The sequence below is a fragment of the Paraburkholderia sp. RL17-347-BIC-D genome (assembly GCF_046027915.1).
Taxonomy (GTDB): Bacteria; Pseudomonadota; Gammaproteobacteria; order Burkholderiales; family Burkholderiaceae; genus Paraburkholderia.
Genome location: NZ_JARESS010000277.1, coordinates 1 through 327 on the forward strand (window position 1 = coordinate 1; position 327 = coordinate 327).

Sequence of the window (327 nt, forward strand, 5' to 3'; positions counted from 1 at the left end):
CCTCGAGTCATTATCCGCAGCCGCACCCGCTACGCGCCGTCAGATAGGTCTCCGGGGGAACCGCGGCAGCGCAAAAGCTAAAGCGCGCACGTCATCGCGTTCATGACAATTGATATCAAGCCGAGTACGGAGTAACTGGTAATGCCGCAAGACTCAACCCGGCTCTCTGGCACGACTTCCACTTCTGACTCGCTCTTCGTGCAGATCAAGGCACGTGGTCTCCTTCTGGCCGCCTTTGTTGGCTCCATCTGGTTAGTTTTTTCCCTGTCTGCTGCGCTGCCATTCCTGCATCTGAACCGGCACGGCGTGGTGCCGCGCACGCTTGGG

1 pseudogene is annotated in these 327 nt (G+C 59.0%); it reads left to right on the forward strand.

Annotation, left to right across the window (positions count from 1 at the left end):
• Nucleotides 1–141: 141 nt before the first annotated feature.
• Nucleotides 142–327: pseudogene (locus tag P0D96_RS48550) on the forward strand (hypothetical protein); the annotation flags it as partial.